General features: G+C 64.1%; 33 protein-coding genes. 23 read left to right on the plus strand and 10 right to left on the minus strand.

Going from position 1 to position 25,980, the window contains the following annotated elements; genetic code table 11:
* Positions 1-202: 202 nt before the first annotated feature.
* From VB618_RS10290 to VB618_RS10305, 4 genes are read left to right on the plus strand one after another with little or no spacing between them, the layout of a single operon-like run.
* The gene (locus VB618_RS10290) at positions 203-943 is read left to right on the plus strand and encodes a heme ABC transporter permease (protein ID WP_329796888.1); all 741 of its coding nucleotides are present in this window, start codon (positions 203-205) and stop codon (positions 941-943) included.
* Positions 944-948: 5 nt separating this feature from the next.
* Positions 949-1,104: a heme exporter protein CcmD gene (ccmD, locus tag VB618_RS10295; protein WP_329796551.1), complete on the plus strand. Its 156-nt coding sequence runs from the start codon at positions 949-951 to the stop codon at positions 1,102-1,104.
* The gene (locus VB618_RS10300) at positions 1,097-1,675 is read left to right on the plus strand and encodes a DsbE family thiol:disulfide interchange protein (RefSeq protein WP_329796552.1); all 579 of its coding nucleotides are present in this window, start codon (positions 1,097-1,099) and stop codon (positions 1,673-1,675) included. Before ccmD ends, VB618_RS10300 begins: the two co-directional genes overlap by 8 nt.
* 39 nt (positions 1,676-1,714) lie before the next feature.
* On the plus strand, positions 1,715-2,272 hold the full coding sequence (locus tag VB618_RS10305; RefSeq protein WP_329796553.1) for a hypothetical protein: 558 nt from the start codon (positions 1,715-1,717) through the stop codon (positions 2,270-2,272).
* On the opposite strand, the gene VB618_RS10310 is transcribed toward VB618_RS10305, so the two are convergent.
* Positions 2,269-2,748, minus strand: coding sequence for a YaiI/YqxD family protein (locus tag VB618_RS10310; protein ID WP_329796554.1), 480 nt, complete (start codon positions 2,746-2,748; stop codon positions 2,269-2,271). The genes VB618_RS10305 and VB618_RS10310 overlap by 4 nt on opposite strands.
* 138 nt (positions 2,749-2,886) lie before the next feature.
* Between VB618_RS10310 and VB618_RS10315 the strand changes: the two genes are divergently transcribed.
* Positions 2,887-4,230 carry an adenylate/guanylate cyclase domain-containing protein gene (locus VB618_RS10315; RefSeq protein WP_329796555.1) on the plus strand — a complete coding sequence of 448 codons (1,344 nt, stop codon included), beginning with the start codon at positions 2,887-2,889 and terminating at the stop codon, positions 4,228-4,230.
* A gap of 116 nt (positions 4,231-4,346) precedes the next feature.
* On the opposite strand, the gene VB618_RS10320 is transcribed toward VB618_RS10315, so the two are convergent.
* On the minus strand, positions 4,347-4,943 hold the full coding sequence (locus tag VB618_RS10320) for a septation protein A (protein WP_329796556.1): 597 nt from the start codon (positions 4,941-4,943) through the stop codon (positions 4,347-4,349).
* Complete coding sequence (gene ftsY, locus VB618_RS10325) at positions 4,940-6,271, minus strand: signal recognition particle-docking protein FtsY (RefSeq protein ID WP_329796557.1); 1,332 nt, start codon at positions 6,269-6,271, stop codon at positions 4,940-4,942. Before ftsY ends, VB618_RS10320 begins: the two co-directional genes overlap by 4 nt.
* Before the next feature lie 66 nt (positions 6,272-6,337).
* Here ftsY and VB618_RS10330 point away from each other — a divergent pair, with 66 nt between their 5' ends.
* Positions 6,338-7,189, plus strand: a complete 852-nt coding sequence (locus VB618_RS10330) for an RluA family pseudouridine synthase (protein ID WP_329796558.1) — start codon at positions 6,338-6,340, stop codon at positions 7,187-7,189.
* A 201-nt stretch (positions 7,190-7,390) separates the two neighbouring features.
* Here VB618_RS10330 and mtaB read toward each other — a convergent pair whose 3' ends face one another.
* The 3 genes from mtaB to VB618_RS10345 form a co-directional block, all read right to left on the minus strand.
* Entirely contained in the window at positions 7,391-8,644 is a 1,254-nt protein-coding gene (mtaB, locus tag VB618_RS10335) for a tRNA (N(6)-L-threonylcarbamoyladenosine(37)-C(2))-methylthiotransferase MtaB (protein ID WP_329796559.1), read from the minus strand.
* The gene (gene dapF / locus VB618_RS10340) at positions 8,644-9,528 is read right to left on the minus strand and encodes a diaminopimelate epimerase (protein ID WP_329796560.1); all 885 of its coding nucleotides are present in this window, start codon (positions 9,526-9,528) and stop codon (positions 8,644-8,646) included. Before dapF ends, mtaB begins: the two co-directional genes overlap by 1 nt.
* 67 nt (positions 9,529-9,595) lie before the next feature.
* Entirely contained in the window at positions 9,596-10,336 is a 741-nt protein-coding gene (locus VB618_RS10345) for a sulfite exporter TauE/SafE family protein (RefSeq protein WP_329796561.1), read from the minus strand.
* Positions 10,337-10,552: 216 nt separating this feature from the next.
* Here VB618_RS10345 and VB618_RS10350 point away from each other — a divergent pair, with 216 nt between their 5' ends.
* Both VB618_RS10350 and VB618_RS10355 read left to right on the plus strand, forming a co-directional pair.
* A complete protein-coding gene (locus VB618_RS10350) occupies positions 10,553-11,317 on the plus strand; it encodes a GyrI-like domain-containing protein (RefSeq protein ID WP_329796562.1) in 765 nt (254 codons plus the stop codon).
* An 8-nt stretch (positions 11,318-11,325) separates the two neighbouring features.
* Complete coding sequence (locus VB618_RS10355) at positions 11,326-11,997, plus strand: HAD family hydrolase (RefSeq protein WP_329796563.1); 672 nt, start codon at positions 11,326-11,328, stop codon at positions 11,995-11,997.
* Here the strand turns inward: VB618_RS10355 and VB618_RS10360 are convergent.
* Complete coding sequence (locus VB618_RS10360) at positions 11,954-13,018, minus strand: MBL fold metallo-hydrolase (protein ID WP_329796564.1); 1,065 nt, start codon at positions 13,016-13,018, stop codon at positions 11,954-11,956. The genes VB618_RS10355 and VB618_RS10360 overlap by 44 nt on opposite strands.
* Positions 13,019-13,522: 504 nt before the next feature.
* On the opposite strand from VB618_RS10360, the gene VB618_RS10365 reads away from it, so the two are divergent.
* The 7 genes from VB618_RS10365 to VB618_RS10395 all read left to right on the plus strand — a co-directional run bounded on the left by VB618_RS10365 (position 13,523) and on the right by VB618_RS10395 (position 18,054).
* Entirely contained in the window at positions 13,523-13,738 is a 216-nt protein-coding gene (locus VB618_RS10365) for a glutathione S-transferase (RefSeq protein WP_329796565.1), read from the plus strand.
* A 2-nt stretch (positions 13,739-13,740) separates the two neighbouring features.
* The gene (ffh, locus tag VB618_RS10370) at positions 13,741-15,300 is read left to right on the plus strand and encodes a signal recognition particle protein (RefSeq protein WP_329796566.1); all 1,560 of its coding nucleotides are present in this window, start codon (positions 13,741-13,743) and stop codon (positions 15,298-15,300) included.
* Entirely contained in the window at positions 15,297-15,785 is a 489-nt protein-coding gene (locus tag VB618_RS10375; RefSeq protein WP_329796567.1) for a hypothetical protein, read from the plus strand. Before ffh ends, VB618_RS10375 begins: the two co-directional genes overlap by 4 nt.
* Before the next feature lie 25 nt (positions 15,786-15,810).
* Positions 15,811-16,176 carry a 30S ribosomal protein S16 gene (rpsP, locus tag VB618_RS10380; protein ID WP_329796569.1) on the plus strand — a complete coding sequence of 122 codons (366 nt, stop codon included), beginning with the start codon at positions 15,811-15,813 and terminating at the stop codon, positions 16,174-16,176.
* An 8-nt stretch (positions 16,177-16,184) separates the two neighbouring features.
* Positions 16,185-16,922 (plus strand): ribosome maturation factor RimM, encoded by a 738-nt coding sequence (gene rimM / locus VB618_RS10385; protein WP_442931746.1) that lies wholly within the window; start codon positions 16,185-16,187, stop codon positions 16,920-16,922.
* Positions 16,919-17,602: a tRNA (guanosine(37)-N1)-methyltransferase TrmD gene (gene trmD / locus VB618_RS10390; protein ID WP_329796570.1), complete on the plus strand. Its 684-nt coding sequence runs from the start codon at positions 16,919-16,921 to the stop codon at positions 17,600-17,602. Before rimM ends, trmD begins: the two co-directional genes overlap by 4 nt.
* Positions 17,603-17,709: 107 nt before the next feature.
* Positions 17,710-18,054, plus strand: coding sequence for a hypothetical protein (locus VB618_RS10395; RefSeq protein WP_329796571.1), 345 nt, complete (start codon positions 17,710-17,712; stop codon positions 18,052-18,054).
* Between the two features lie 65 nt (positions 18,055-18,119).
* Here VB618_RS10395 and VB618_RS10400 read toward each other — a convergent pair whose 3' ends face one another.
* Entirely contained in the window at positions 18,120-19,040 is a 921-nt protein-coding gene (locus tag VB618_RS10400) for a DMT family transporter (protein WP_329796572.1), read from the minus strand.
* Between the two features lie 97 nt (positions 19,041-19,137).
* Between VB618_RS10400 and VB618_RS10405 the strand changes: the two genes are divergently transcribed.
* A complete protein-coding gene (locus VB618_RS10405; RefSeq protein WP_329796573.1) occupies positions 19,138-19,614 on the plus strand; it encodes an Lrp/AsnC family transcriptional regulator in 477 nt (158 codons plus the stop codon).
* Positions 19,615-19,627: 13 nt separating this feature from the next.
* On the opposite strand, the gene VB618_RS10410 is transcribed toward VB618_RS10405, so the two are convergent.
* Positions 19,628-20,581, minus strand: coding sequence for a PLP-dependent cysteine synthase family protein (locus VB618_RS10410; RefSeq protein WP_329796574.1), 954 nt, complete (start codon positions 20,579-20,581; stop codon positions 19,628-19,630).
* Between the two features lie 105 nt (positions 20,582-20,686).
* On the opposite strand from VB618_RS10410, the gene VB618_RS10415 reads away from it, so the two are divergent.
* From VB618_RS10415 to VB618_RS10430, 4 genes are all read left to right on the plus strand, one after another.
* Positions 20,687-21,358, plus strand: coding sequence for a winged helix-turn-helix transcriptional regulator (locus VB618_RS10415; RefSeq protein ID WP_329796575.1), 672 nt, complete (start codon positions 20,687-20,689; stop codon positions 21,356-21,358).
* Positions 21,359-21,472: 114 nt separating this feature from the next.
* Positions 21,473-21,850 (plus strand): 50S ribosomal protein L19, encoded by a 378-nt coding sequence (rplS, locus tag VB618_RS10420; RefSeq protein WP_329796576.1) that lies wholly within the window; start codon positions 21,473-21,475, stop codon positions 21,848-21,850.
* A 229-nt stretch (positions 21,851-22,079) separates the two neighbouring features.
* Positions 22,080-23,483 (plus strand): 3-isopropylmalate dehydratase large subunit, encoded by a 1,404-nt coding sequence (gene leuC, locus VB618_RS10425; protein ID WP_329796577.1) that lies wholly within the window; start codon positions 22,080-22,082, stop codon positions 23,481-23,483.
* A 14-nt stretch (positions 23,484-23,497) separates the two neighbouring features.
* Positions 23,498-23,938: a hypothetical protein gene (locus VB618_RS10430; RefSeq protein WP_329796578.1), complete on the plus strand. Its 441-nt coding sequence runs from the start codon at positions 23,498-23,500 to the stop codon at positions 23,936-23,938.
* Between the two features lie 66 nt (positions 23,939-24,004).
* On the opposite strand, the gene VB618_RS10435 is transcribed toward VB618_RS10430, so the two are convergent.
* Positions 24,005-24,298 carry a hypothetical protein gene (locus tag VB618_RS10435; protein WP_329796579.1) on the minus strand — a complete coding sequence of 98 codons (294 nt, stop codon included), beginning with the start codon at positions 24,296-24,298 and terminating at the stop codon, positions 24,005-24,007.
* 119 nt (positions 24,299-24,417) lie between these two features.
* Here VB618_RS10435 and VB618_RS10440 point away from each other — a divergent pair, with 119 nt between their 5' ends.
* The 3 genes from VB618_RS10440 (at position 24,418) to VB618_RS10450 (ending at position 25,974) form a co-directional block, all read left to right on the plus strand.
* Positions 24,418-24,687, plus strand: a complete 270-nt coding sequence (locus VB618_RS10440; RefSeq protein ID WP_329796580.1) for a hypothetical protein — start codon at positions 24,418-24,420, stop codon at positions 24,685-24,687.
* 3 nt (positions 24,688-24,690) lie between these two features.
* Positions 24,691-25,098 (plus strand): metallopeptidase family protein, encoded by a 408-nt coding sequence (locus VB618_RS10445; protein ID WP_329796581.1) that lies wholly within the window; start codon positions 24,691-24,693, stop codon positions 25,096-25,098.
* Between the two features lie 90 nt (positions 25,099-25,188).
* Positions 25,189-25,974: a YdcF family protein gene (locus tag VB618_RS10450; protein WP_329796582.1), complete on the plus strand. Its 786-nt coding sequence runs from the start codon at positions 25,189-25,191 to the stop codon at positions 25,972-25,974.
* The last annotated feature ends 6 nt before the right edge of the window (positions 25,975-25,980 follow it).

Below are 25,980 nucleotides of genomic sequence, written 5' to 3' on the forward strand. Positions count from 1 at the left end.
ACAAAGATGCGGAACTATAGGGCGGTTCGCATGGCGAATGAAAGGCGCCTCGAACGCCCGCTATGGCCAAGATGCTACGCACATTTCCGGAATGCCCAACTATGTCTGGAACCCTTACAAGCACCATCTCTGGCGAAAACGTTATTCGCCCCGTGATGATCTCCACATTGCAGGCTTCATTCAAGACCGCTACATCGAGTCCATGATCCGAGAGCTTGCCAATCCGACCCGCTTCATGAGCCTCAGCGGCACACTCCTGCCGTGGCTGGGAGGCTTGGCTGCGATCCTGATGGGCTTCGGGCTGTATATAGTCTGGTTCGCCGCGCCCGCCGACTACCAGCAGGGCGAGACGGTCAAGATCATGTATCTGCACGTGCCGGCGGCTTGGCTGTCCCTGTTCTTCTACATGATCATGGCGACGTCCGCGCTTGGCACCCTGGTCTGGCGCCATCCGCTGGCGGATGTGTCACAGAAGGCGGCAGCCCCTATCGGCGCGGCGTTCACGCTGATCTGCCTCGTTACCGGCTCGCTCTGGGGCAAGCCCATGTGGGGCACCTACTGGCAGTGGGATGCCCGGCTCACATCCATGCTGGTGATGCTGCTGATCTATCTCGGGATCCTCGCGCTCTGGCGCGCCATCGAGGAGCCGAACCGCGCGGCGCGGGCCGTATCGATCCTCACGCTTGTCGGTGCCGTGAACGTGCCGATCGTGAAGTTCTCGGTCGATTGGTGGAACACTCTCCACCAGCCGGCCTCGGTGTTCCGCATCGACGGGCCGACGATCCATCCCTCCATGCTCGTGCCGCTGCTGATCATGGCGGTTGGCTTCTCGCTTCTAGGCGTCGCGCTGCATCTCGCCGGCATGCGCACCGAAATCCTGCGTCGGCGCGTGCGCACCCTCACGATCCTCGAGGCCGAGCGCCTTGATGCACAGGCGGCCTGACACGCATGTCGCACACGTTCTTCATCGCCTTTTCCTACATCGTAACCGCCCTGGTGATTGCGGGCCTGATCCTGCGCGCCGCAATCGACCACCGCATCCAGGTGCGCACGCTCGCCGATCTCGAATCCCGCGGCATCGGCCGGAGGTCCCGCCATGGCTGAGGCAACCGAGCGCCCCCGGTCCCGCCTGATCTTCATCCTGCCGGGGCTCGTCTTTTTAGGTCTCGCGCTTTTGTTTGCCGTGCAGCTGTTCTCCGGCCGCAATCCGGCCGAGCTGCCCTCCGTCCTCATCAACAAGCCTGTTCCGACCTTCAGCCTCGCGCCGCTTGAAGGATTGGTGGCTGACGGCAAGGCGGTGCCGGGCTTCTCCAATGAGGATTTGAAGGGCCGCGTCACAGTGGTGAATGTGTGGGCGTCGTGGTGCGGCCCGTGCCGCCAGGAGCATCCGCTGTTGGTCAATCTCGCCAAGGACCCGTCCATCCGTGTGGTCGGCATCAACCAGCGCGACAACCCGGACAACGCCCGCCGCTTCCTCGGCTCCCTCGGCAACCCTTACGCCGCAGTCGGCATCGATCCGAACGGCCGCGCCTCCATCGACTGGGGTGTCTATGGCGTGCCGGAAACCTTCATCGTCGGCCCCGACGGCACCATCCGTCACAAGCATATCGGGCCGCTGACGCCGGAGAATTTTTCGGCGTTCAGGGGCAAGTTGCGGCTGGTATCGATGAAATAGTGTTATATCTCTCTGACAGGTGTGTTGGAGAGTTCTAGGATGTCAGCTGAGCTGAAGGATTCAGGAAATCCTGAGCGGCGCTACTTCTTTCGCAGACTTAAAATGCTAGGCTTTGCCGCTATCGGGATCGCTGTTGCGTTGCTGTTCCTGTTCTTGGCGTATGATATTTCTGATCCTGACTGGTTTCCCACTGCCAAGCGGTCGCGGAACAGATTTTTCAGTGAAATTTTAGTTTCTCTGCCGCCATGGGGGCGTGCAGCAATCATTGCGAGTTTCGCATTAATTTTACTCTCTATCTCAGTACAGATACTTTTCCATGCTTGCGATAGAAAGCCTGATTTTACCATTGGCCCCGATGGTATCAGCCGAAATATGCTCTTTCGGTTTCGAAGAATATCTTGGCCCGAGCTTCAAATGGTAAGGCTTCAGGAGAAGAAGATTTTATTTGGAGGCCAAAGAGCATCCGGGTCAGCACGAAAGGCCATCCTGATCGAATTTGATTCTAAGTTTTTCAGCGGTGAGAGGGACGAGGTGCTTGATCTGGTCCGCTATTATCGTCCGGACCTCAATATCGAGCAGCCTTCCATCCTCTCTTAACTGCCAAATCCCGCGCGCTTGAGCCGGTTAATCGCCACGTCCAGCGCCGAGAGGAAGGCCGAACGGTCCTTGGCCGAAAACGGCTTCGGCCCGCCGGTCACGTCGCCCATGGCGCGCAGATCCTCCATCAGGTTGCGGGTGGCGAGCGCCATGCCGATGGAGGCCTGCGTGAAGGGCTTTCCCGTGGGACCGATCACGTCGGCGCCGGCTGTCACGCAGCGGTGGGCGAGAGGAATGTCGGCGGTGATCACGACGGCGCCGCGCCCGGCGCGCTCGGCGATCCAGTCGTCGGCCGCATCGAAGCCTGAGCTCACCACCACGCGCTCGATCAGAGGGTCCTGCGGCACCTGGAGGAAGGAATTCGACACCACGAACACCTTCACCCGATGGCGCTCGGCGACCTTGTAGATTTCCGCCTTCACCGGGCAGGCATCCGCATCCACATAGACGGTAATCGGCTGGAAGCTCTCGCTCATGGACCATATATTCCTGTGAGGCGCGAGGATGCGGCCAAGGTTAAACAGCAGTTCATCGTGGCGTAACGGATCCGTAATGGGCGCTGGGGCAGTCCAGTGACATAGTGCATTAACCCGCCGGCGAGCAAAAGGAAGCCTGTGACCCCTCGATCCCGTACCCGTGCCGCCCTGGGCCTCATCAACAATCTGCGCACGACGCCGGTCCTGAGCGATGCCACCCACCGGCTGATCCGCGAGGCCGATACCGGGGCGCTGCAGCGGGCCGGCATGGCCCGCATGGTCACGGCCGGGCTGCTGCTGCTGGCCGTTGTGCTCACGACGGCAGGCATCGATCTCTCCAACCCCATGGCGTCCAAGCAGATCCAGGCCGCCGAGCTGACCCTGGTGCTGTTCGGGGCCCTGGGATGGGCCGGAGCCTGGCTCGCCTCGAAACGGATCGCCATCGAGAAGCTGCCGGTGATCACCGCCATCCTCGATGCCTTCCTGGTCCTCGGCAATCTCGCCTTCAGCCACTGGGGCGTGGGGATCCCGGGCAGCCTCTTTGCGGCGTTTCCGGTAGCCTGGGTGGTGCCGATCACCATGGCGGCAGCCGCCATCCACTACCAGCCCCGGCTCCAGGCCTTCGTGGCCGCCGTCTACGTGATCGGCCTGTCGCTCCTCGCCTTCAGCGGCGACTGGATCAGCCCGGCGCAGCGCCAGCAGGATCTCGCCGAAATCGAGGGCCTGTTCTCGACTCAGGCGAATGTGGTGCGCATCGTCATGGTCTTCGCTGCCGCCCTGATCCTGATCCTCGTGGCGCGCCAGGGCCGGCTCATGCTGGAGCGGGCCGTGCGGGAGACTACACTGCGCGCAAATCTTACCCGCTACCTGCCGAGCGAACTCGCCCCCATCCTCACCGATCAGGCCTTCGCCTCCTTACGCCAGGGACGACGCATTCCGGTGACCGTGATGTTCGTGGACATCCGCGCCTCGACCACCTTCGGCGAGACCATGGAGCCGGTCCAGCTTGCTATCTTCATCACGTCCTTCCGCCGCCGGGTCTTAAGGGCGGCCTCACGCCACGGCGGCGTCATCGACAAGTTCACCGGCGACGGCGCGCTCATCCTCTTTGGGGTGCCGGGCGCGCAGGACGGCGATGCCCGGCGCGCGCTCGCCTGCGGGCGCACCCTTCTGACGCTCATCGAGCGCTGGAACGCCAAGCGCCGCTTCGACCCGCCGGTACGGCTCGGCATCGGCATCCATACGGGCGACGTGTTCTGCGGCGTGGTGGGCGACGAGAGCCGGCTCGAATTCACCGTGGTCGGCGAGACCGTCAACATCGCGTCCCGCATCGAGCAGGCGACGAAAGCCGCGGATTGCGAGCTTCTCGCCTCGCAGGAGACCATTGTTGCGGCCGGCGAGGAGGATCTCTGGACGGAGGTGGAGTGCGATCCGCTGCCTGGGGTGACGCGCAGGATGGTGCTGATGAAGCCGGTGGGGTGAGGGTATGCACACTCCGCCGTCATGGCCGGGCTCGTCCCGGCCATCCACGTCTTAATAAACGCAGCGGGTCAAAGACGTGGATCCCCGGACCAAGTCCGGGGATGACGTCGCGGATATCAGGCCTCTTCCGCCTTCTTGATTTCGTGCTTCAGCAGCAGCGGCGTCTGGGCGAGCGCGAACGCGATGGTGAGCGGCATGATGCCGAAGACCTTGAAGCTGACCCAGAAATCGGTGGTCTGCGTGCGCCAGACGATCTCGTTGATCGCCGCCAGCGCGAAGAAGAACAGCGCCCAGCGCAAGGTGAGCTTGCGCCAGCCCTCCTCGGTGAGATCGAACACGCTGTCGAGCACGATCTGCAGCAGGGGCTTGCGGAAATAGAGGCCTCCGAGCAGCACGAGCCCGAACAGGGTGTTCACGATGGTGGGCTTGAGCTTGATGAAAGTCTCGTCCTGCAGGAAGAGCGTCAGCCCGCCGAACACCACCACGACGATGCCGGACACCACCGGCATGATCGGCAGCTTGCGGGTGAGCCCGTAGCTGATGCCGAGCGCGATCACCGTCGCCACGATGAAGACACCCGTGGCGGCGAAGATGCGCTGGTCCTGCGCGAAGCCGAAACGGTCGCCATAGGCGTTGCCGATGAAGAACAGGGCCAGCGGCCCGAGTTCGAGGGCGAGCTTGAGAAGGGGAGGCAGGCGTTTTTCGTCGGTCATGAGGTTGCTTCTAACCCGGCAATGGCTTTGGCGAAATCCCGTGCGGTGAAAGGTTCCAGGTCCTCCACCCCCTCGCCGACGCCAATGAAGTGAACAGGCAGGCGGAATTTTTCCGCCAGCGCCACCAGGATGCCGCCCCGCGCCGTGCCGTCGAGCTTGGTCATCACGAGGCCGGTGACGCCGGCTGCCTTCTGGAACAGCTCGACCTGGCTGATGGCATTCTGGCCGACAGTCGCGTCGAGCACGAGGAGCGTGGCATGGGGCGCGCTCGGGTCGAACTTCTTGACAACGCGCACGATCTTCTCGAGCTCGGCCATGAGCCCGGCCTTGTTCTGCAGGCGGCCTGCCGTGTCGATGAGCAGCACATCGCTGCCGTTGGCCTTCGCCTCCTGCAGGGCGTCATAGGCGAGGCCTGCCGCATCCGCCCCCTGCTCGCGGGACAGCACCGGCGCACCGACCCGTTCGCCCCACACCTTCAGCTGCTCGATAGCGGCGGCCCGGAAGGTGTCGCCGGCCGCCAGCATCACCTTCAAACCCTGTTGCCGGAACTTCTGGGAGAGCTTGCCGATGGTGGTGGTCTTGCCCGCCCCGTTCACGCCGATCATCAGAATGACGAAAGGCTTTTGCGATCGGTCGACGATGAGCGGCTGGGCCACGGGCTGGAGCGTCTTCTCCACCTCGCTAGCGAGAATCGCCTTCACCTCCTGGGGCGAGATCTCCTTGTTATAGCGCCCCGAGGAAATCGCCTCCGTGATCCGCATGGCGGTGGGCACGCCGAGATCGGCTTGGACCAACGCGTCCTCCAGCTCCTCGAGGGTCGCGGCATCGAGCTTGCGCTTTGTGAAGAGGCCGGTGACGCTGTCGGAGAGCGACGAGGAGGTGCGGCGCATGCCGTCCGTCAGCCGCTGCCACCAGCCGTGAGCCGCGGCCGGCTTCCCGTCAGGAGCGATCTCAGCGGGAGCAGGTTCAGGAGAGGCCAAGTCCGCTGCAGTGATGTCCGGGCGCAGCTCGGGACCGTGCTCGGTCACGATGCGCGGCAGTGGCTCCTGCGGGTTGGTGCCCTCCGGGTCGAGACCTTCGATGGGCTGTAGATCGGCGCCTGCCAGCTCCGGCGGGGTCTTGTTCTCGCCCGGCGTGTCGGGAGAGGCCGTGGTCACCGTCGACGGAGCGGCCGCGAGATCGTCCGCGCCGGTCGTGGGCGGAGAGGGCATTGCTTCGGGCTCGCCGCCGGCCTGCGGGGTTTCCTGCGTGGGTGTAGCGGGTGCTTCAGCCTTGCGCCCGAACAGACGGGAGAGGAATCCGGGCTTGTCGGGCTTCGTGTCGGCCATGAGTGTTACTGTGCCTTATGAATGCTGTGCTTGATTTAATGCGTTCGCCTCGATAGCCGAGGCACCATGAATGCGGAAGAGATAGTAAGCCGATTGCTGTATCGCGATGCCCTGATGCTCGTGATCGACAAACCGGCCGGTTTGCCGGTGCATCCGGGCCCCAAGGGCGGCGAGACCCTGTTTCATCATCTCGACGCCTTGCGTTTCGGTCTGCCTCGCCGCCCGGAGGCCGCCCACCGCCTCGACAAGGACACGTCGGGCTGCCTGATTCTCGGTCGGCATCCGAAGGCCATCGCGCGGTTGAACGAGATGTTCAAGCGGGCTGAGATCGACAAGGTCTACTGGGCCTTGGTCGAGGGCGGGCCGGAGGCCGACGAGGGCACGATCGACCTGCCGCTCGCCCCTAAATCGCCGGATCGCGGCTGGTGGATGAAGGTGGACCCGAAGGGCCAGCCTTCGCTGACGCAATGGCGGGTGCTGGGGCGCACCCACACCTCCCCCTTGAGGGGGGAGGTCGCACCGGAGGTGCGGGAGGGGGTGGGAAACGCGACTTCCCCGAACGTTGCGCTGCCACCCCACCCCGGATCGCTCACGCGCTCCGACCCTCCCCCTCAAGGGGAGGATAAGAAGCGCCTCACTCTGCTCGAACTGCGCCCGATCACCGGCCGCACCCATCAGCTGCGCGTCCATTGCCAAGCCTCAGGCTTTCCGATTCTCGGCGATCCGATCTACGGCACGGCTCCACGGTTCGGTGGACCGGGCCTGCACCTGCACGCCCGCAGCGTCACGGTGCCGCTCTATCCGAAGAAGCCGCCGATCCTCGTGGAGGCTCCGGTGCCGGCGCATATGCGCGAGCGGGTGGAGGCATGCGGTGTCATCCCGGACGACGGCGCCGATCCGGGATCGGTGGCAGGATAGGGCACTGTCATTCCGGGCGCCGAAGGCGAGCCCGGAATCCATAAACACGACGCCTCAAGAACAGAGCAATCAGCATCGTGCCTCTTTCTGCATCGTCAGCGGTTATGGATCCCGGGCTCCGCTGCGCGGCCCCGGGATGACACTGGAATGGTCTCGCGATCCCGGATCTCCGCTGACGCTCCGTCCGGGATGACGATGCGGTTACGACGCCAGCAGCTCCTTGCCGTCGTGACCGGCAATCATTACAGGCATGATCTCGCCACGCGTCACCGGCTTGGCGAAGCGCACCGGCGTGAACGCTTCCGTGCGGCCGAGCTGGTTCGCCTCGATCAGCACGTTGCGTCTAGCGCCAACCTCTCCGGCGAGGTGCTTGAGCAACGCAGCGTCGCCTTTTTCGCGCAACCGTCGCGCCCGGTCCTTCACCACATCGCGGGCCACCTGGGGCATGCGGGCTGCCGGGGTGCCGGGGCGGGGCGAGAACGGGAAGACATGGAGATGCGTCAGACCACACTCATCGACGATGTCGAGGGAGCGGGCGAACATCTCTTCCGTTTCCGTCGGAAAGCCCGCGATGATGTCGGCGCCGAAGATCATGTCGGGGCGAAGCCGCTTCACCTGCTCGCAGAACGCGATGGCATCGGCCCGCAGATGGCGGCGCTTCATGCGCTTCAACACCATGTCGTCGCCGGCCTGCAATGAGAGGTGCAGATGCGGCATCAGGCGGTGCTCGTTGGCGATCACGTCGAGGAGATCCTCGTCGGCCTCGACCGAGTCGATGGAGGAAATGCGCAGGCGCTCAAGCTCTGGCACATGGCGCAGCAGGCCCTTCACCAGGGTGCCGAGCTTCGGCTCGCCCGGCAGGTCCTTGCCGTAGCTGGTAATGTCGACGCCGGTGAGCACCACCTCGCGCGAGCCGTGCTCCACGAGGGTGCGCACCTGATCCACCACTACGCCCATGGGCACGGAGCGGGAATTGCCGCGACCGTAGGGGATGATGCAGAAGGTGCAGCGGTGGTCGCAGCCGTTCTGCACCTGCACGAAGGCGCGGGTGTGCCCGCGCAGGCCGTCGATGAGGTGCATGGCGGTTTCCTTGACCGCCATGATGTCGTTGACCAGAACCTTTTCTGATGTGCCGACGCCGAAATCGCGCATGCCGGCCCAGGTCTCGGCCTTCATCTTCTCGTGGTTGCCGACGACTTGGCTCACCTCCGGCATGGCAGCAAAAGTCTCGGGCTCCACTTGCGCCGCGCAGCCTGTCACGATGATGCGCGCACCCGGCTTCTCGCGGGCGATCCTGCGAATCGACTGGCGCGCCTGGCGCGTTGCCTCGCCGGTCACTGCACAGGTGTTGACGATCACGACCTCGCTTAAGCCCGCATCCTGCGCGTGGCGCTGCATGGCCTCCGATTCGTAGATGTTGAGGCGGCAGCCAAAGGTGACGACCTCCACCGCCATCAGGCCACCTCCGAGAAGAGGGTAGGCGAAAGGGTCCCTTCGTGCTCCAGCTCGGTCGGGCCGGTCATGAGCACATGGTCGTCGCTCTCGCGCCATTCGATGATGAGGTCGCCGCCGGGCAGCGCCACCACGGCCCTGCGGCCGGTGAGCCCCTTGCGGGCGGCCGCCATGAGCGTCGCACAGGCAGCCGATCCGCAGGCCCGGGTGGCGCCGGCGCCACGCTCCCAGACGCGTAAGCTAATGTGCTCGCGGCTCGTGACCTGAGCAAACGAGATGTTGGCGCGCTCCGGCAAGGCCGGGTCGTGCTCGAAAACAGGGCCGATGGTGGCAAGATCATAGGCCTCGGCATCCTCGACCCAGAAGATCACATGCGGGTTGCCCATGCTCACGGCCGACGGGCCGTGCAACTCGGGTGCCTCGGGCAGCCGGGTGTCGAGGGCGATGGTGCGGGTGTCCGGGTAGGGATCGCGCAGGGGGATCTCGTTCCAATTGAGCCGCGGCGGACCCATGTCGACGGTGAAGACCCGGTCCGAGACGCGCTCCACGGGCAGCAGCCCGGCCTTGGTCTCGAGCACCAGGTCGTGGTCCACGGGGCGGCTCATGACGGGATCCGCCGTCATGGCCCAGGCGACGCAGCGGGTGCCGTTGCCGCAGGCGCCGGATTCCGAGCCGTCCGTGTTGTAGATCCGCATGTATGCGTCGGTGCCCGGGGTCACGGGATCGTGCAGCACCATGAGCTGGTCGAAGCGCGAGCGCGGGTCGGACGCGATGGCGCGCGCCTCCGCCGGACTCACCCGGAGGGAGGAGCCGCGCAGGTCCAGCACGGTGATCTCGTTGCCGAGACCGTTCATCTTCAGGAAGCGGCTGTTCGAAAGAGCACTCATGCGGCCGTATATGGATGAAAACGCTGGAAATCGCGAGGGGGATCGGAAAGCCCTGCGGCAATAGAGGCTAGAAGGCCGCAAAGATCCGGGGAATGCTGGTGGCGATGATGATCAGGCCGACGCCGATCATCAGGGGGCGAGTCGGAAGGCGGCTCACCACCAGGCCGCCAAGCGGTGCGGCCAGCACGCCGCCGACGATCAGGCCTGCTGCCGAACTCAGCTCGGACCAGCCCAGGGTGATAATGAAGGTGGCCGAGATGACGGTTGTGACCAGGAACTCGGTCAGGTTCGTCGAGCCGATCACCTGCCGGGGCGCATGGCCCCGGCCGATCAGGGAGCTCGTGACGATGGGCCCCCATCCGCCCCCGCCCATGGCGTCGAGCAGGCCGCCGCCCGCCCCGATCCAGGGCACCATCCAGTCGCGCACTTGCCTGGGCCAGAGAGGCCGGAAGGCCTTGAAGAGGATGTAGAGGCCGATCGCCAGGAGATAGGCCGACACCACGGGCTGGATGGTCTTGGCGTCGATGTTGGCGAGAATGAAGGCCCCGATGCCGCCGCCGATCATGCCGGCCGGCGCCAGACGGGCCACGAGGCGCCAGTTCACGTTGCGGTGGACCACGTGAGAGGTGCCGGACGCGGCCGTGGTGAAGATCTCCGTCACATGGGTGACGGCGCTGGCGGTGGCGGGCGGCACCCCAAAGGCAAGCAGGCTCGTGGTGGAGAGCACCCCGAAGGCCATGCCGAGCGCCCCATCGACGAGCTGGGCCCCGAAGCCGATCAGCGCAAAGATCAGAAACTCTTCCGTCATGGGTAAGCCCAAGGGTGAGGAGACGAAGCACGAGCATAAAGCATCGGCCCCAGCTTCCGTCAGGGCATCGTGCTGTCAATCAGACCAATTGTTGGGCAGCCCCTGCTGCAATCCGCCTCTCCTCGACGGATTGTGGATACTCTCGCGGCTGCTTCGAAAGCCTTCTATGTTGCTGCAAGGTATCTTTTCATGATTCGCGGGTAAGGCGTTCTTCTGATGCGGCTGCACTACTCTCATCCTGTCCTCGTCCTGGCCCTCTGCACCGGTGTGGCGCTGGCGCAGACGCCCCCTCCGGCAAGCCCGCCAGCAGCAGCAATCGAGGTGCCGGCGCCCCCGACCGCTCCCGCTGCACCACCCTCGGCGGCTCCGGCCACTCCGGAACCAGCACCGCAGGCCCAGACGCCTCCGGCTCCCGCGACGGCTCAGCCCGCTCCGACGAATCCGGCTCCCGCCAGCCCGGCGCCGGTGCAGGAGGCAGGCCGCACGACTCTGTTTCCAAACCCGAGCGACCCGACCGGGGTGGAGGAGGGCGTGCTCATGTCCAAGGATACGGTGATGCTCGCCGGCATCAGCACCTGGGACGAGGCCTACGACAACCTGAAGAACGCCTTCGCGAAGATCGACGGCGAGATGAAGAAGGCCGGGATCGCGCCCGCGGGCCGGCCGCTCACGATTTTCGTGGACACCGACGACAACGGCTTCAAGTACGAGGCGATGGTGCCGATCACGAAGGTGCCGGAGGGCAAGACCGAGCTCACCCCCGAGATCAAGTTCGGCCGCACGCCGGAGGGCAAATCCTTCCGCTTCGTGCACAAGGACGCCTATGACGAGATCGACGGCACCTACGAGACGATCACGGCCTATCTCGACATCAAGGAGATCGTGGCCAAGGATGCGTTCATCGAGGAATACGTGAGCGATTTTACGGATTCGCAGGACACCAATTTCGAGGTGAACATCTACGTTCAACCGAAGGAATGACACTCGCGATGATCGCGCTCTTCGACCTCGACGGGACCCTGACGGACCCGAAAACGGGCTTCACGCGCTCGCTCCAGTACGCCTTGGACAAACTGGGCCGCCCTGTTCCGGAAGCGGACGACCTCACCTGGATGATTGGCCCGCCGATATTTGCAGGATTCACGCAGCTTCTGGGCGGGCCTGACGAGGTGCAGGAGGCCGTGCGCCTCTATCGCGAACGCTACGGCAATGTCGGCCTGTTCGAGAACGACGTCTATGCGGGCATCCCGGCCTTGCTTCAGCATCTGCAGGAGAAAGGCATCCGCCTCTATGTGGCGACCTCGAAGCTCCAAGTGTTTGCGCGGCGGATCCTCGACCATTTCGAGCTGTCGCGGTTCTTCTCCGGGATCTACGGCTCGGAACTCGACAACCGCAACGCGGACAAGCGCGATCTCATTCGGCACATCCTTGACCGGGAGCGCTTCGACCCGGCGGGCGCCGTCATGATCGGCGACCGGGAGCACGACGCCATCGGGGCGAAGGCCAATGGGCTTGCCTCCATCGGTGTAACCTGGGGCTACGGCTCGCGGCAGGAACTCCACGATGCCGGCGTCGCCTGCCTCGTGGATGCTCCGCAGGAGCTCGCGGAGCCGATCCTCACACGGACGGCGACCATGCCTCGCCGGGCCGCAACGCCCTGAATCGTTCCCCCGGGATCTCGGCCGTTTGCAGAGCGACGGCCAGTTCCTGCAGCGGTTCCTCGACACCCTCATCGGTGAGCCGGAACGTGCCCCAGTGGTGCCCTAGCGCCTGCTCGGCCTCGACGATGCGCAGCACCTTCACGGCATCGTCCGGGTTCATGTGCTGCGGCTCCATGAACCATCGCGGCTCGTAGGCGCCGATGGGCAGATGCGCGAGGCGCGGCTTGCCGAAGCGCTCGCGCACGGCGTGGAAGATTTTTCCGTCGCCGAACCCCGTATCGCCGATGTGGTAGATCACGCCCTCCGGAGTCGTGAGCACGAAGGCGCACCAGAGCGCCATGCGCCGGTCGTTGATGCCGCGCGCCGACCAGTGATAGGCGGGCTCGAGATGCGCCACGACGCCGTTGCCGAGATCGACCGAGCCGCCCCAGTCCCGCGTCTCGACCGGGATCTCCGGGTGCTCGGCCCGGATCACCGCGTCGTTGCCGAGCGGCGCCACGAATTTTGGACGGTGCCGCTGCCAGAGTCGGCCCAAGGTCTCGATGTCGAGATGGTCGTAATGGTTGTGGGTGATCAGCACCACGTGGATCGGCGGAAGGTCCTCGAAGGCGATGCCCGGCGGGTTGACCCGCGTGGGTCCGGCGAAGGAAACGGGGCTCGCCCTCTCGGAGAAAACCGGATCGGTGAGAATGTTGAGCCCCGCCACTTGGATCAGGAACGAGGCGTGGCCGATCAGCGCGCTACGCAGGCCCGCCACCTCCGCCGGAGGCTTGTCCCGGAAGGGGCTCGGGAAGCTCTCCGGCCAGTCCTTGCGCCCACCCTGGAGCCGCCAGCGGGCAAGCTCGAGCAGGCCCTTGTCCTGCGGCTGGCCGGGCGTGAAGAACCGCACGCCATCGAAATGGTCGCTGACCGGGCCGTCGTAGTAGCGGTTCTTCGAGCGCGCTGCGGTGATCCAGCCCAGCGCCCCGGTGGCGGCGATGACGGGAAGGCCAAGCGCTTTGAGCAGGGTGCGGCGGTTCATCGGTGCAGGGTTCCTCGGCGAAGCTTTAAGCGTGGGGACGCCAAGGCGGATCGGCAAGGGTTCAGGTCTCATCACCTTGGCGTCATCCTGGACGGCAAAGCCGATCCGGGATCGGGTGTATGACGAGTAAGGTGTTTCCCTCCCCCTTGTGGGGAGAGCCAGGGTGGGGGTGCCGGCGCCAAACCTTGATAGGCTATCGCTCACACCCCCACCTCCAACTCCTCCCCACAAGGGGGAGGAGGGCTAGTGGCGCTCTTCCCGTCGAGCGATCCCGGATCTCCGCTGCGCTGCGTCCGGGATGACGGTCTCGCGAGCCCAAGGCTCCCGATCTTCAGGCCTTTTCCTTGACTCTTGCGCCCTTTTCCCTTATCGGCTGACCGCAAATCTGTAGAGCGAGCCCTTTTTGAGCCGCCGCCCAGCCCGAGAGGCTGGAGGTCAACGTCCGACAGCGCGATGCGCCCTCGGGCGCGCTTTCCTTTGGGTTTCGCGTTGGGATGGTAGCGGATGACGGACAAGACCTTGCGCATCGAGGACGCGATCAACGAGACCTGCCCGTGGTCGGGGAAACCGATCGCGGCGGATTCGCTCACCCTCTATCGCGGCGAGGTGGTCGGCTTCTGCAATACAGGCTGCCGCGACAAGTTCGAGGCGGCCATCCGCCACTTTGAAAAGGCCCTTGAGGATCGCGATGTACCACTCATCGCAAAAGGGATTGAGTGACCATGTTCGAAGGCCTTTCCGACAAGCTTTCCAATATCCTCAGCGGGCTGACGCGCCGCGGCGCTTTGACGGAAGAGGATGTCAACGCGGCCCTGCGTGAGGTCCGCCGCGCCCTGCTCGAGGCCGACGTCGCCCTGGAGGTCGTGCGCTCGTTCACCGACAAGGTGCGTGCCCGCGCGGTCGGCGCCGAGGTGGTGAAGTCGGTCTCGCCGGGCCAGCAGGTGGTCAAGATCGTCCACGACCAGCTCGTGGAGATGCTGGGCGCTGATGCGGAGGTGATCAGCCTCAACGCGGTTCCGCCCGTCGGCATCCTCATGGTCGGTTTGCAGGGCTCGGGCAAGACCACCACCACGGCCAAGATCGCCCGGCGCCTGAAGGATCGCGAGAACCGTCGCGTGCTCATGGCGTCCCTCGACACCCGCCGCCCGGCCGCCCAGGAGCAGCTTGCCATACTCGGCAAGCAGGTTGGCGTCGACACGCTGCCGATCGTGGCCGGCCAATCGGCGGTGCAGATCGCCCGGCGCGCCATGGAGGCGGCGCGGCTCGGTGGCTACGACGTGGTCATGCTCGACACCGCCGGCCGCGTCACCGTGGACGAGGCCCTGATGGTGGAGGCCGCTGAAGTGCGCGCCGCCACCGGCCCGCACGAGGTGCTGCTCGTCGCCGACGCGCTCACCGGCCAGGACGCAGTCAACACCGCGCGCGCCTTCGACCAGCGTCTCGGCGTCACCGGCATCGTGCTGACCCGCATGGACGGCGATGCCCGCGGCGGCGCTGCTCTGTCGATGCGCGCCGTCACCGGCAAGCCGATCAAGCTCATCGGCACCGGCGAGAAGGTCGATGCGCTGGAGGAGTTCCATCCCTCGCGCGTCGCCAACCGCATCCTCGGCATGGGCGACATCGTCTCGCTCGTGGAAAAGGCCGCCGAGAATTTCGATGCCGAAAAAGCCCAGCGCATGGCCGACAAGATGCGCAAGGGCAAGTTCGATCTCGACGACCTGCGCGACCAGCTTAGCCAGATGGAAAAGATCGGCGGCATCGGCGGCATGCTCGGCATGCTGCCCGGCATCGCAAAGATGAAGTCGCAGCTCGAGAGCGCCAATCTCGACGACCGGGTCATCAAGCGCCAGCGCGCCATCATCGATTCCATGACGCCTTCCGAGCGCCGCAATCCGGACGTCCTGAAAGCCTCGCGCAAGAAGCGCATCGCGGCAGGCTCCGGCGTGAAGGTCGAGGACGTCAATAAGCTGCTCAAGATGCACCGCCAGATGGCCGACATGATGAAGATGATGGGCGGCGGCAAGGGCAAGGGCATGGCCGGCCAGCTCGGCAAGATGTTCGGAATCGGCGGCGGTGGCGGCATGGGCGGCATGCCCCAGCCTAGCCCTGAGCAGATCGAAGCCCTGCAGAAGCAGATGGGCGGCAAGCTGCCCGACTTCCCCGGCGGCGCTGGCGGTCTTCCGGCCATGCCGAAGGGCGTGCCGGGTCTTCCGGGCTTGGGTAGCGGCAAGATCCCCGGCCTGCCGGGCATCGGCGGCTTCCCGTTCGGGAAGAAGAAATGAATTTTTACGACTGGTTCGTAAATAAAAGCCAAGTTGACTTCGGCAACTTAGCTGTCGGCCTAGCAACAGCAATACTAGCTATTGTGACGTTGGTTGTATCTTTGAAGAATATCAAGAGCAATCATTCTTATAAAATTGCGGATTTCCGCAGACATTGGATTGAGGAGCTGCGGGTAAAGGTAGCTAGGTTCTCAGTTCTTTATAATGAGCTTGAGATGAAAGTCTCAGGTACATTTGACAGAGATGGAATTAAGCAAAAATATTGGAAGGTTGGAAATCCAGAAGACGAAGAAAAACGTAAAGAAATGACAGAGATTGTCTATCACATCACTCTTATGCTCAATCCAAGAGAGAAGATGCATAAAGATCTTGTAGATATGATGAACAATTACTTGGCACTTGATGTTGATGCCAATCTCAGAGAATTCCACGATCTCGCACGCCAGATCATGAAGGCTGAATGGGATCGTGTAAAAAGCCACTAAATCAGGACACCAAAAGGAGTATCCCATGTCCCTGAAGATCCGTCTCACCCGTGGTGGTGCGAAGAAGCGTCCCTACTACCGCATCGTCGTGGCCGACTCGCGCTCCCCGCGCGATGGCCGCTTCATCGAGAAGGTCGGCACCTACGACCCGATGAAGCCGAAGGATGACGCCGGCCGCGTCGTTCTCGACAACGAAAAGATCCAGGCCTGGCTCGCCAAGGGCGCCCAGCCGACCGATCGCGTCCTGCGCTTCCTCGATGCCGCTGGCCTCATGAAGCGTCCGGCCCGCAACAACCCGCAGAAGGCCGTCCCGGGCAAGAAGTCCCAGGAGCGCGCCGACGCCAGGGCCGCTGCGGCTGCCGCTCCCGCCGGCGAAGGCGAGGCTGCGTAAGCATCCCAATGAAGCGGGGGCGTTCAGACAGGCAAACCCTTCGCCCTCTCCCCTCTGCGGGAGAGGGTGGCCCTCGCGTCAGCGAGGGCCGGGAGAGGGGCCGTGCTCAGTCGAAGAACGCCCCCTCTCCCGGCTCGCTCCGCTCGCCACCCTCCCCCGCACAGGGGGGAGGGAGCGCGGCGGCGCCTATCCGAAACGACCTCGTCCTCGTGGGCGAGTTCGGTCGCGCCCATGGCCTCAAGGGCGAGGTGCGGCTGAAATCCCATACGGGCGATCCGCAGGCGATTGCCGATTACAGGCCGCTCATCGCAAATAACGGCCGAACCCATTCCCTCAAGAGCGTGCGCACCGCCCCCGGCGGCGCCCCCGATCTGCTCATCGCCATCGTCGACGGCATCACGACACGCGAGGCCGCGGAAGCCCTCAACCGCGTGCAGCTCCATGTGGAGCGTGACAAGCTTCCTCAGCCCGACGAGGAAGACGAATTTCTGCTGGCCGACCTGATCGGCCTGTCGGTCCAGACCGAAGCCGGCGACATCATCGGCACCGTGGTGGCGGTGCCGAATTACGGCGGCGGTGACCTTCTGGAAATCGCGCCCGCGCAAAAGGGCCCCACTGCGCTTCTGCCCTTCACTAAAGCCTTCGTGCCTGTAGTGGACATCGCGGCAAAGCGCATTGTGGCGGCACCGCCCGACGACCTGTTCGAGCCTGCGAAGCCTGCTCCCAATTCCGAGGATGAGGCGTGAGCTTTTCCGCCACTATCCTGACCCTCTATCCGGACATGTTTCCGGGACCGCTCGGGATGTCGCTCTCCGGCGATGCGCTGGCGCGCGGTGTGTGGTCGCTTGACGCGAAGAACATCCGCGACCACGGCCTCGGTCGTCACCGCACCGTCGACGACACGCCGGCCGGCGGCGGTCCCGGCATGGTGATCCGCTGCGACGTGCTGGCTGCCGCCATCGATGCGAATGTTCCCGAGAACGATCCGCGCCCGAAGCTTTTGATGAGCCCGCGCGGCCGGCCGCTCACTCAAAGTTATGTGCGCGAGCTTGCCGCCGGCCCGGGCGTCGTCATCGTCTGCGGTCGGTTCGAGGGCGTTGACGAGCGCGTGATCGAGGCACGCGGCCTGCAAGAGATTTCGATCGGCGACTATGTGCTCTCCGGCGGCGAGATGGCCGCGATGATCGTGCTCGATTCGTGCGTGCGGCTTCTGCCCGGCGTCATGGGCAAGGAAGCGTCGGGCACGGAGGAAAGCTTCGAGTCGAACCGCCTCGAATACCCGCATTACACGCGCCCCCGTGAGTGGGAAGGACGGCCCATTCCCGACGTTCTGCTCTCCGGCAACCATGCCATGATCGAGCGCTGGCGCCGTGAGGAATCCGAACGCATCACCCGCGAACGGCGGCCGGATTTGTTGGAACTCTGAAGCGGCTCGTTTAGTGGGCGTCCGAAGGACCCGATGCGGGCTCATGCGGAACGTCGAATGCGGCCCGTGAATTAATGAGGCGGGGTACTTGATCATGGGAGATCGACATGGTCAGCCGCATCCTTCTTGGCACGACACTTGCCTTCATTTCCGTCAGTCCCGGCTTGGCCGGACCCTGCACGCAACGGCTCGCTGAGTTGGAAAAGTCCATCTCGGCGCGGCAGGAGGGGGCAGGCCCTGCGCTCGATGCGCCCGCAACGACAGGTTCTGCAGCCCAGGGCTCGTCCTCGGCCTCAGGGCAGGGTGTGAACGTCACGGCCCAGAGCCAGGGCCATAACCAGGCCATGCAGATGATCCAGCAGGCGAAGCAACTCGACCAGCAGGGCAAGGAAGCCGAATGCATGGACATGGCCGGCAAGGCCCAGTCCATGGCGCCGCCGGCCATCAAGTAAGCAGCAGGATTGTCTCGATATTGATGCCGCCGTGGACCGGTGAAGCACGGCGGTGTCGAGCGCCCTCACGTCTTGGCGGGACGTGCGTGCTGCCCCATGCCGAAGCGGCTCATGCGAAGCCGCCACTTGAGGTTCACTCCGGCGCTGCCGAGCAAGATCAGCCCGATGCCGCTCCATTGGCCGAGCGACAGGTCACGGCCATAGGCCAGGTAATCCACGAGAATGGCAACCGCCGGATAAGTGAACGAGAGCACGGCGATCATCGGCGTCGGCAGCTTCTGGAGCGCCGCGTAGAGCAGGATGTACATGATGCCGGTGTGCACCACACCGAGCACCGCGAGATACCCCCATTGCAGGGACGCTGTCGGCAGGCTGGAGAAGTCCGCCAGCGGCAAGAGCATCAGGGTGCCGAGCATGGCTTGCACGAGCGCGATCACGTGCGGCGGGAGGCCCTTGAGATGCCGGACGATGATCGAGGTCACCGCATAGAGGAAGGCCGCGCCCAAGGCCTGCAGCAGCCCCGTTACGTAGCCGCTGCTCCAGTCAAGGCCGCCGGCTTCGACCTGGGTGATCATGAGTATCCCTACGAAGGCGAGGGCGATGAAGCCGAGCGCGTCGCCCGTCGGACGCTCCCCGAACAGGATCATCCCGAGCAGGATCAGGAAGAACGGCTGGGTGTTGTAGACGGCCGTCGCGATCGAAATCGAGGCGTGTTCGTAGGACGAGAACAGCAGTACCCAGTTGAGCACGATGGCCGCGCCGCTCAACGTTGCGAGCATCAGCGTCCGGGTCGAGAACGGCCAGGGCGTGAGCATGCCCTTCGCCCAGCAATAGGCGAACAGGCTCAAAGCCCCGAACAGGCAGCGGAAGAACACCACGTTCCAGACACTCTGGCCGGATTCGACCACGAAGTACCCGATGGTGCCCGAGAGCGCCATGGCGGCGATCATCTCCAGCCGTCCTGAAAACTTAACTTGCGATCTCATGGCTGCGCCTCCTGCGATGAGGGCAGAACTTTATCTTTTGCCGGGATCAGCGTACTTTCAGGATCGAAAGCAGTTTGAACGTTCGACATTCGAAGCAATGGCAGTTTCAGCAAAGAACCTTAAAAGCAGAAATGCTGCTCTGGACGAGATCGACCAGGCCCTGATCGGGCTCTTGAGCGACAACGCCAGGCTATCCCATGCGGAACTCGCCCGAAGCGTCGGCCTCTCACCCCCGAGCGTTGCCGAGCGGCTGCGGCGGCTGGAGGAGGACGCCGTGGTAAAGGCCTATACGGTCGAACTCGACCCGAAGGCCCTGGGCTACACGCTGACGGCCATCGTGCGCATCCGGCCCCTGGCGGGGCAGCTGCATCACGTGGAAAAGCTTCTGATCGAGAGCCCCGAGGTCATCGAGTGCGATAAGGTCACGGGTGACGATTGCTTCGTGGCGCGCTATCTCCTGCGCTCCATCGACGAGCTCGACCCGATCCTGGAGCGGATCGCGCAACGGGCGCAGACCAGCACGTCCATCGTCAAGGCATCGCCCGTCAAGCGAAGGCTGCCGCCCATTCGCTGAACTGGAGCCGGCATTACGAGCGTGCGCCTGCTTCGAGCCTCGCCCCGAAGGTCTTCAGGTATTTCATGCCCGTATCGCACATGATTGTCACGACGGTGGCATCCGGCCCCAGCTTTTCCGCGAGCCGCAGGGCCGCGTTGACGTTGGCCCCGGTGGAGGTGCCGGCGAACAGGCCTTCCTCGCGGGCGAGACGGAATGCCATACCCATGGCGTCTTCTGTCGACACGCGCTCGATGCCGTCGGCAATGGTCTCCTGCCAGAGCGGCACCACATAGCCTGCGCCGATGCCGTCGATCTTGTGCGCGCCGGACGGGCCGCCGGAGAGAACCGCGGATTCGGCAGGCTCGACGGCCACAATCCGGATGTCGCCGCGATAATGCCGTAGGCGCTCGGCAATGCCGCGTAAGGAAGCCGCCGTTCCAACGCTCTGGACGAAGCCGTCGATGCGGCCTCCCGTCTGCTCCCGGATCTCGTCCGCCATGCAGTGGTAGGCTGCGAGCTGGTCCCGGTTCTTCATCTGATCGGTCCAGAAGGAACCCTTCGCTTCCGCGAAGATGCGGGCCTGCTCGATCATGTCCTTGGTGAGCTTTTCGGTCATACGCCCGCTGTCGCTCTCCACGATGTGAAGCGTCGCGCCAAGGAGCCGCATGTGGTCGAGTTTTTCGCGGGAGAAGGCATCCGAGGTCACGACGTCGAGCGGATATCCCTTCACGGCGCAGACGAGCGCCAGCGACACCCCCGTGCTGCCGCCGGTATATTCGACGACCGAGCCGCCGGGTTTGAGGCGCCCGTCGTCCTCCGCCGCCTCGATCATGGCGAGCGCCATGCGGTCCTTCATGCTGCCGGTGGGATTCTCGTTCTCCAGTTTCAGCAGAATGCGGGCACCGCTGGACGGCACGACGTGGCGCAGAGCGATTATCGAGGTATTGCCGATGCGGTCGAGAATGGTGCAGGGCTGTGCGGTCATGGGTGTTGTCCGAAAAGGTGCATTCTCGTTAGAGCGGCGAAGGCTCCCCGTCAGGTCCGGAATCCGGACTTCCCGACCCTTGGCCGCCATGGTAGCGCTTCACCCATGGCAGAGTATGGTCAGTTCTGTTCCGTGGCCCGCGCCCATGAGGCCATCGGCGGGCGCTGGACCCTTCTCGTGGTGCGCGAGCTTCTCTGCGGCAGCCGCCGCTTCAACGACATCCGCCGCGGCATCCCGCGCATCTCCCGCACCATGCTGTCCGAGCGTCTGCAAGCGTTGGTCTATGTCGGGGCAGTGTCGCGCATCGAAGGCGAGCATGGCCCCGAATATGCGCTCACCGAAGCGGGCCGGGAGCTGATGGGCATTGTGAGCGCTCTAGGCATGTGGGGTCAGCGCTGGCTGCCGCGGCAGGCTGCGGACGAGGATCTCGATCTCGAGCCGGTCCTCGTTGACATGCAGCGGCGGGCGCGCGTTGAGGCCTTGCCCAAGGAGCCCCTCGTTGTCCGCTTCGAGATCGAAGGTCAGCCAAGGCCGCGCTTCCTGCTACTGAAGCAGGCCGAAGTCTCGCTCTGCACGCAGAATCCCGGCTTCCCGGAGCCGCTGCGCATCCGCACCCGCCTGCCCGCGCTGGTCGCCTGGTGGCGGGGCGACGTGAGCTTTGTCGAGGCGCAGCGGATGGGGCTTAAGGTGGAAGGACCGCGCGCGCTCGCAAAGGCGTTTCCAGACTGGTTCGACCGCTATCCGTTTGCCGGGATCGGACCCGTCTCGGGCTTGTAGGCTCGACAATCCCTCTAAACTCCTGTATAGGCGCGGCCTCAACTTAAAACAGGACGCCGAAATCCAGCGGGTCCGGGGCTTGCCCTGAGGCCACGCAACGGCAGGAGTACAGACATGAACCTTATTCAGCAGATCGAGCAAGAGCAGATCGCCAAGCTCGCCAAGACCATTCCGGATTTCCAGCCCGGCGACACCGTCATCGTCAACGTGAAGGTGAAGGAAGGCGAGCGTTCGCGTATCCAGGCCTATGAGGGCGTCTGCATCGCCCGTTCGGGTGGCGGTCTCCAGGAGAGCTTCACGGTCCGCAAGATCTCCTACGGCGAAGGCGTCGAGCGCGTGTTCCCGGTCTATTCGCCGAACGTCGACTCGATCAAGGTCGTACGCCGCGGTGCCGTCCGCCGCGCCAAGCTGTACTACCTGCGCGACCGTCGCGGCAAGTCGGCCCGTATCACCGAGCGCGTCGAGAAGAAGACCCAGGCCGCAGCCGAGTAAGGCTCTCAGCTCAAGGCAAAGTTTCCGAAAGCGCAGTGCAAACCGCGCTTTTTTGCTGTTGGAGCAAGCTTTGCGGAAAGTGCGGCGCGACAAAAATATTATTGCGCGTTGCACCAGCTCTGCTATGCGATCGTTTCAAGGCGGTGTGCGCTCAGAGCATCTTCTCTCGAGGGCGGCAAACCGCTAAACACGTTGAAACCATCCTTATCGAGACCGTTGGAAGAGCACCATGGCCAAAGCCCGCACCCTCTATGACAAGATCTGGGACGATCACGTCGTCGATCGGCAGGATGACGGGACGTGCCTTCTCTACATCGACCGTCACCTCGTCCATGAGGTGACCAGCCCCCAGGCCTTCGAGGGCCTGCGTCTGACTGGCCGTCAGGTGCGCCAGCCCCACAAGACGCTTGCCGTCGTCGACCATAACGTGCCGACCTCGGACCGCTCGCACGGCATCGAGGATCCTGAAGCCGCGACCCAGGTGGCGGCTCTCGCACAGAACGCCAAGGATTTCGGCGTCGAGTATTTTAACGAGCTCGACACCCGCCAGGGCATCGTCCACGTGGTCGGACCGGAGCAGGGCTTTACGCTCCCCGGCATGACCATCGTGTGCGGCGACAGCCACACCTCGACCCATGGCGCCTTCGGTTCGCTCGCCCACGGCATCGGCACGTCGGAGGTCGAGCACGTGCTCGCGACGCAGACGCTGATCCAGAAGAAGGCCAAGAACATGCGCGTGACCGTCGACGGGCAGCTGCCCGCCGGTGTCACGGCCAAGGACATCATCCTCGCCATCATCGGCGAGATCGGCACCGCCGGCGGCACCGGCCATGTGATCGAATATGCGGGCGAGGCCATCCGGTCGCTCTCGATGGAAGGCCGCATGACGATCTGCAACATGTCGATCGAGGGCGGTGCCCGCGCCGGCATGGTGGCGCCCGACGAGAAGACCTATGCCTATCTCAAAGGCAAGCCCAAGGCGCCGCAGGGCGAGGCCTGGGATACGGCCGTGCGCTACTGGGACAGCCTTCGCACCGACGAGGGCGCGTTCTTCGACTCCGAGATCCGCCTCGACGCTGCCAATCTTCCGCCCATCGTCACCTGGGGCACCAGCCCTGAGGACGTGGTCTCGGTCGCCGGCGTCGTGCCGAACCCGGACGACATCCAGGACGAGAACAAGCGCCGCTCCAAGTGGCGCGCGCTGGAATATATGGGCCTCACTCCCGGCACGAAGATCACCGACATCGCGCTCGACCGCGTGTTCATTGGCTCCTGCACCAATGGGCGCATCGAGGACCTGCGGGAAGTGGCCAAGGTCGTCGAAGGCAAGCGCGTGGCGGGAACCGTCAGCGCCATGATCGTGCCCGGCTCCGGCATCGTGAAGATGCAGGCCGAGGCGGAAGGGCTCGACAAGATCTTCAAGGAAGCCGGCTTCGACTGGCGCGAGCCCGGCTGCTCCATGTGCCTGGCCATGAACGCCGACCGGCTCGCGCCGGGCGAGCGCTGCGCCTCCACGTCGAACCGCAATTTCGAGGGCCGTCAGGGCTTCAAGGGCCGCACCCATCTCGTCTCGCCCGCCATGGCGGCGGCGGCGGCGATTGCGGGCCGCTTCGTGGACATCCGCACTTTTTGATATAGTATTCGGCCATGACATACCGCTCATGGCCGATCCTTCTCTTCGCTCTGATCCTCGTCCCTGTGTCTGGCGGGGACGCTCTCGCTCAAAAGCGTGATGACGCTGCCAGAAAGCACGCCTGGGAATGTAGTAAGAAGCAGATCGAGTTCGAGCGAACCCTCGGCACGCTGCGGCAGTATCCGGATGCCGAGATCCGGTTTTACCTCGCCAACAAGTCCGGGACAAAGCCCGATTACCCGGTGTGCTATAACAGGCGTGAAAGACTGAAACGAGAGAGTGAGATTGCTCAGTGGAGACAGTCGAACTTTCCTGAATGCCGAGCTGTGTTCCGCGAACGCGAAGCCAAGTTGGACAGGGACGCGAAAGAACGGGGCAGACCGCGCAAATCAATTCAGCAGCAAATTTCTGAATACAACGAAGCTTGCTCGCATACGATGGCGGGCACGCTCTGACTGACAAACGAAAAGGCCGTGGCTCAGACGAGCCACGGCCTTTTTTATTAGAAAAGCTTGTAGATCTTAGTCCACGTAGACCCGGCGGCCGGCCACAACCTGGCGGCAGCGCTCGACCGGGCGACGGACGACCACGCCGTTCCGGCGCACGCGCTCTTCCATCACCGTGCGGCACACCGTGCGGGTGCGGGCAGGACTGACCACGCGGCGCTCGATGATGCGCTCGCGATACTCCGGCCGATTCTGCTCCAGGCGAACGCCGCCAGGGCCGATCCGCACATCAACACCCTGAGCCGACGCCGTGCCGGCGCCGAGGAAAGTCAACCCGGCTACAGCCAGGACACCGAGAATCGTACGCATTGTTGCCTCTTCAAGAATTGGTTATTCGAGGCTGTTAACGGCTGAGCCTCCGAGGCGTTCCGTTGCGAAGCGGCTCTTGAGTCGCCATGGTGAAGCCAATGTTAAGCCGGGAGCAAGCGATGAATGACCGCGAGCGGGAAGCCCGCGAGGCCTCTGAGGCTCGCGAGGCGCTGGAGCGCGTGCAGCGGGACACGGAGACGCTGGGCTCCTCCGCGCTCGCCCGCATGGGCCGTCGGGCCGGAGATCATTTTGGTGCCAAGGACGCCATGGACCCGGATGGCGGCACCGACCCGATCGAGCTCTGGGGCCGGCGCATCGGGCGCATTCTGTCCCTGATCGGCGTCGTGATCCTCGGTTTCTGGCTCCTCGTTCAGCTCGATATCCTCTAGGCCATGACCGATCCCGCCAATCTCCAGGCCCCCTCCCTCAGCGACATGGAAACCCTGGCGCAGGACGCCTATGCCCGCCTGCCGGAGGCGTTTCGCGCCCTGTGCGAGGGGGTGGTGATCCGGGTCGAGGATTTTCCCGATGACGAGACCATGCGCGAGATGGGCTGCGAGACGCCTTTCGATCTCTTGGGCCTCTTTCGCGGCATCGGCCTCGCCCAGGGCGGCGCCATGATGCAGACTGGCCAATTCCCCAACATGGTCTGGCTCTACCGCCGCCCGATTCTCGACTATTGGGCCGAGCACGAGGAAACCTTGGGCCATATTGTCACCCACGTGCTCGTCCACGAGATCGGCCACCATTTCGGCCTTTCCGACGAGGACATGGAAGCCATCGAGGCTGCTGCAGGATAATTCCTGGCCACACTTGCTTATCGGTGAAGCCCACACATAGATCAGAACGCCTTTCGGTTCACCCCGCAGAGTATAGCAGCGCTCAACGACGTGGCCGCTTTCCTGGCTCTGGATGATTTCGGGCCTAAAGGGCCTCACGGCTTGCCCGATGATATGGCGGCCAAGTCCGTCGATTGCATCATTCTCGCAGGCAATTGCGTTCTCGAGACAGCCGAGGGGGCCTTTCGTGCCGTGAAGGGTGGCGTTGGCCCAAACCTCCTGATCACGGGCGGCATCGGCCATGCAACGGAGGTTCTGCGCCGGAAGATCGAAGCCCACCCGATCTACCGTGCCGTCCTTACCGAGGCGCGATCCGAGGCTCATATCCTGGCAGACATCGCCGAGCGATTCTGGAGCATCGATCGATCAAGCATTCTCATCGAGCCGGATTCCACCAACAGCGGCGAGAACGCCCGGTTTTCACGCAAGGTCCTGGAGGACGCGGGCCTGCCCGTAAGAAGGATCCTGCTCATTCAGGACCCGACCATGCAAAGGCGGGCCGACGCCACGTTCCGCAAGATCTGGAGCGACTATCCCAGCCTGTCGATCCTCAACTGGCCAACCTTCACGCCTTGCGTTTGCTTAGTGGGGGAGGAACTTCAATTCGATCTGAGCGGGGTTACAGGATTGTGGTCGATGGACCGCTTCCTCTCCCTCGTCATGGGAGAGATTCCCCGACTGCGCGACGACCCTCATGGGTATGGCCCCAAAGGCAAGGGGTTCATCGTTCATGTCGATATCCCTGCTCGCATCGAGGATGCCTACACCCATCTGACCGCTGGCCTGGCGGGAGATCTCGGCCGCCGCTCGGTCTCCATGCGGCCATCGTTGACCTAGTCGTGG

The organism is Microvirga sp. CF3062 (genome assembly GCF_036314045.1).
Classification (GTDB): domain Bacteria; phylum Pseudomonadota; class Alphaproteobacteria; order Rhizobiales; family Beijerinckiaceae; genus Microvirga.